Origin of the sequence: uncultured Aurantimicrobium sp., from assembly GCF_936931525.1 — a bacterium.
In the GTDB taxonomy this organism is placed as follows: domain Bacteria; phylum Actinomycetota; class Actinomycetes; order Actinomycetales; family Microbacteriaceae; genus Aurantimicrobium.
The window spans coordinates 1-3,318 of the sequence record NZ_CAKZII010000061.1; the positions used below are offsets into that span (position 1 = coordinate 1).

6 protein-coding genes are annotated in these 3,318 nt (G+C 55.8%); all 6 read left to right on the top strand.

Translation table 11 applies throughout. From position 1 onward, the window contains the following. Positions 1-135: 135 nt before the first annotated feature. Positions 136-1,050 carry a CpaF family protein gene (locus Q0362_RS02790; RefSeq protein ID WP_298119535.1) on the top strand — a complete coding sequence of 305 codons (915 nt, stop codon included), beginning with the start codon at positions 136-138 and terminating at the stop codon, positions 1,048-1,050. Between the two features lie 43 nt (positions 1,051-1,093). Continuing rightward, positions 1,094-1,897 (top strand): hypothetical protein, encoded by an 804-nt coding sequence (locus tag Q0362_RS02795; protein ID WP_298119537.1) that lies wholly within the window; start codon positions 1,094-1,096, stop codon positions 1,895-1,897. 79 nt (positions 1,898-1,976) lie between these two features. Beyond that, positions 1,977-2,177, top strand: coding sequence for a DUF4244 domain-containing protein (locus Q0362_RS02800; protein ID WP_280795547.1), 201 nt, complete (start codon positions 1,977-1,979; stop codon positions 2,175-2,177). Between the two features lie 19 nt (positions 2,178-2,196). Then, complete coding sequence (locus Q0362_RS09685; RefSeq protein WP_366099771.1) at positions 2,197-2,493, top strand: hypothetical protein; 297 nt, start codon at positions 2,197-2,199, stop codon at positions 2,491-2,493. Then, positions 2,483-2,824 carry an Rv3654c family TadE-like protein gene (locus tag Q0362_RS02805; protein ID WP_298119540.1) on the top strand — a complete coding sequence of 114 codons (342 nt, stop codon included), beginning with the start codon at positions 2,483-2,485 and terminating at the stop codon, positions 2,822-2,824. The genes Q0362_RS09685 and Q0362_RS02805 overlap by 11 nt, the downstream gene beginning before the upstream one ends. A 63-nt stretch (positions 2,825-2,887) precedes the next feature. After that, positions 2,888-3,318: toprim domain-containing protein (locus tag Q0362_RS02810; protein ID WP_298119543.1), on the top strand; the 431-nt coding region annotated here is incomplete at its 3' end.

The window sequence follows — 3,318 nt, forward strand, 5'->3', positions numbered from 1 at the left end:
TGGTGTCGCCTTCCACCGTTAAGTGGCTCGTACGGATACGTACGCCTTCTCCTCCACAGGGGCAAAAGGGGTACAAACACCCCCAAAACAGGGCAAAAATTCCCATCTGATGAATATTTTGCCTATTTTGGCCGGATGCTTGCCCATTTGGATGCCCACCTCCGTAATCCCCGGGTTACCGACGTTCTCATCTCCAGTAATGCCGGATTGTGGGTCGACAGTGGGGCTGGGTTAGAGCAGGATCACAGCTGGTCGTATACAGAAGAAGAGATCAGGTCCCTCGCGGTTGACCTCATCGGGCGAGGTGGACGTCATATCGATCAAGCCCACCCGTATGTAGATGTTCGTCTTCCAGGAGACATTCGAGTCCACGCGGTGCTTGCTCCCGTAGCTAGTTCAGGCACAACCATCGCACTGCGCATTCCCCGCACATCTCAGCTCAGCTGGGAGGAGCGAGTGAGTTCGGGTTTCATGACCGAAGTGCACAAGGAGTTTCTGCTCGAGTGCGTGGAGCGCAAGCGCACTGTATTGATGACAGGGGCTGCAGGCTCGGGAAAGACAGCACTGCTAGGGCATCTGCTCTCGAGCGTCCCTGCCACCGAACGAATTGTTGTTCTGGAGGATGTTGCTGAGCTTCAGATATCTCACCCTCATGTCATTGCTCTCGAATCTCAGCAGGTAAACATCGAGGGTGCAGGCGGGGTGAGTATTGAGCAACTCGTGCCACAAGCCCTGCGCATGCGCGCAGACCGACTCGTGCTGGGGGAGTGCCGAGGCGCTGAAGTGGGTGCTGTTCTCTCTGCCCTCAACACGGGCCATGCAGGCGGGGGTCTCACTTTGCATGCCAACTCTTTGTTGGACGTTCCTGCACGTCTGATCGCTCTGGGGTTCCAAGCAGGGATTTGTTCTGAACTGGGGGGGGCTTTGGTGCGGGGCGGGTTAGATGTTGTTGTCCATCTGGAGCGAGGTGAACATGGCAGACGCATTGCAGCACTGGGTGAATTCATTCAGAGCGAAGGTCCACTCGCTCTCCGCGAGCTCACCCTCTGAAGCCGAACAACACCTGAGAACACTGGCGGAGAAAACCCGACTGGTGTCAGCTCTGGTGCGGGCAGGACTTCCACCTCGCTCGGCGGCCGAACATGCGGAGCTCGCCTTTGAGAAACTCAGTCGAGCTCAACCGTCAACCCCGGAAGCGTTCTTGAGTGACGTGTGGAACTTCGCGCTCACGACAGGCGCTGCTCCAGCCGCCGTGTTGGAGGTGTGTGGCCAGGCGTTGAGTGAAGCTGCCGAGAACGCGAGGCAGGCTCGGGTTCATCTAGCAGGACCACAAGCGGCCACGCGTCTTGTCATGGTGTTGCCTCTACTCGCTCTCACAGGAGGAGTCCTCGCTGGTTATGACCCCCTCAAGTTTCTGCTGGGTTCACTGCTGGGCTGGGGTGTTCTGCTCTTTGCTGCAGGAATGGTGTTTCTCTCCCACAGGTGGTCGCAGCGCATGCTGACCCGTGCCCAGAGATGGAATTGGTCGAGGGGGATGGCAGCTGAGGTGATGGCTATGTCACTTACTGCAGGACAGTCTTTGTCTCACGCTCGGAGATGGGCTTCCGAGGTTGCTGAGAAGTACTCAACTCACGCCGAGATCTCGTGCGCTGAACTGGCCCAGTGCGATCGGTTTGTGCATTTGGCTAGTCACACCGGAGTTGCTCTCTCCCCACTCTTACGAGCGCAAGCACACCTCGAACGCAACGCGGCACGAGAAGAAGCTCAGATGCGGGTGGAGAAGCTTTCAGTGCAGCTGATGATTCCGCTCGGGGTGTGCGTATTACCAGCGTTTATTGCCGTTGGAGTCTTGCCTTTAGTCGCGAGCGTGATCTCCTCCACAGCACTGAATTCCTGAGTGAATTCCACCTCTTATATAGAGGAATGATTTCCAGGCCACATTGTGAGCTGTGATGAGCCTGAAAGGTGTGGTGAAAATGACAACAAACAACCTCAAGAAAATCATTCGAACTCTCAGGCACTTCCGCTCCGAGGCCGGCGCAGCCACGGCTGAATACGCCATTGCCACAATGGCAGCAGTGGGGTTCGCCGGACTCCTCGTCACGATCCTGCGCGGGGATGAAGTGAAGCAGATCCTCACGGACATGGTTCGCCGTGCTCTCACGTTCGGAGGGTAGTGTCACAGCCGAGTTGGCGATGGTGCTTCCTGCGATCGTGCTAGTGCTCGGGGTGTGTCTCCAGGCAGTGGGCGCCTTAGGTATTCAACTGACCAATTCTTCGCTGGCACGGCAGGCTGCCAGGGAACTCTCAAAGGGAGTGGACATCACACTCGTGAATACGTCTATGGCAAAAGCCAATCCGCGTGCGACGCTTCGTCACTCCCACGAAGGCGAGTTGGTGTGCGTTTCCTTGGCTCAATCAACAGGTGTGGGGCCGCTGTCCTGGATCCTCTCTGAGGTCCATGTTCGAGAATGTGTGATCAATGCGCAATGAACATGGTTCGAGTGCAGCAGCGACCCTCATTCTGGTCGGCGGGGTCATTTCGGTGACATCTCTTCTACTTTTTTTCGGAACAGCTTTCCTCACCCTGGAGAGAGCACAGTCGGTAACGGATCAGGCAGCATTGGAAGCAGCTGATGCGGCATCGGGACGCATCCCCGGATATCCCTGTAATCGCGCGGAAAGACTCGCCAGTAAGAATAAATTCTCAGTAGAAAAATGTGAGGTGCAGGGTTTGATCGCCCGGGTGACCTTGCAGGTCACCGTGTTGGGTTTTGTGACCCAGACACGAGCCAAAGCAGGACCAAAAAATGAGCTTCCGTGATTGACGAACTCAAATAGCCGTGTATCTTGACCTTTTGGAACGCAACTTATTTCGGAGGAATGCTTGTCCAACACTAGAAAGCTCGTCATCGTCGAGTCACCAGCCAAAGCCAAGACCATTGGCAAATACCTCGGTGACAACTATGAGGTGCTCGCATCAGTAGGTCACATTCGTGACTTGCCCAAGCCCAGCGAGCTTCCTGCAGACATGAAAAAGGGACCCTTCGGCAAGTTTGCAGTGAACGTCGAAGATAACTTTGAGCCCTTCTATGTGGTCTCCGAGAACTCGAAGAAGACAGTTGCGGAACTCAAGAAGGCACTCAAAGATGCCGACGAGCTTTACCTCGCAACTGATGAGGACCGCGAAGGTGAAGCAATCTCTTGGCACTTGCTCCAGGTGCTCAAGCCCAAGGTTCCTGTCCACCGCATGGTGTTCCACGAAATCACCAAGGAAGCCATTCAGGCTGCCCAGGAGAACACTCGTGAGCTCGACAC

Bases quoted from the DNA above. Each gene is read 5' to 3' on its own strand.
- Q0362_RS02790 (WP_298119535.1), top strand. From the start codon at position 136: ATGCTTGCCCATTTGGATGCCCACCTCCGTAATCCCCGGGTTACCGAC.
- Q0362_RS02800 (WP_280795547.1), top strand. From the start codon at position 1,977: ATGACAACAAACAACCTCAAGAAAATCATTCGAACTCTCAGGCACTTC.
- Q0362_RS09685 (WP_366099771.1), top strand. From the start codon at position 2,197: ATGGTGCTTCCTGCGATCGTGCTAGTGCTCGGGGTGTGTCTCCAGGCA.
- Q0362_RS02805 (WP_298119540.1), top strand. From the start codon at position 2,483: ATGCGCAATGAACATGGTTCGAGTGCAGCAGCGACCCTCATTCTGGTC.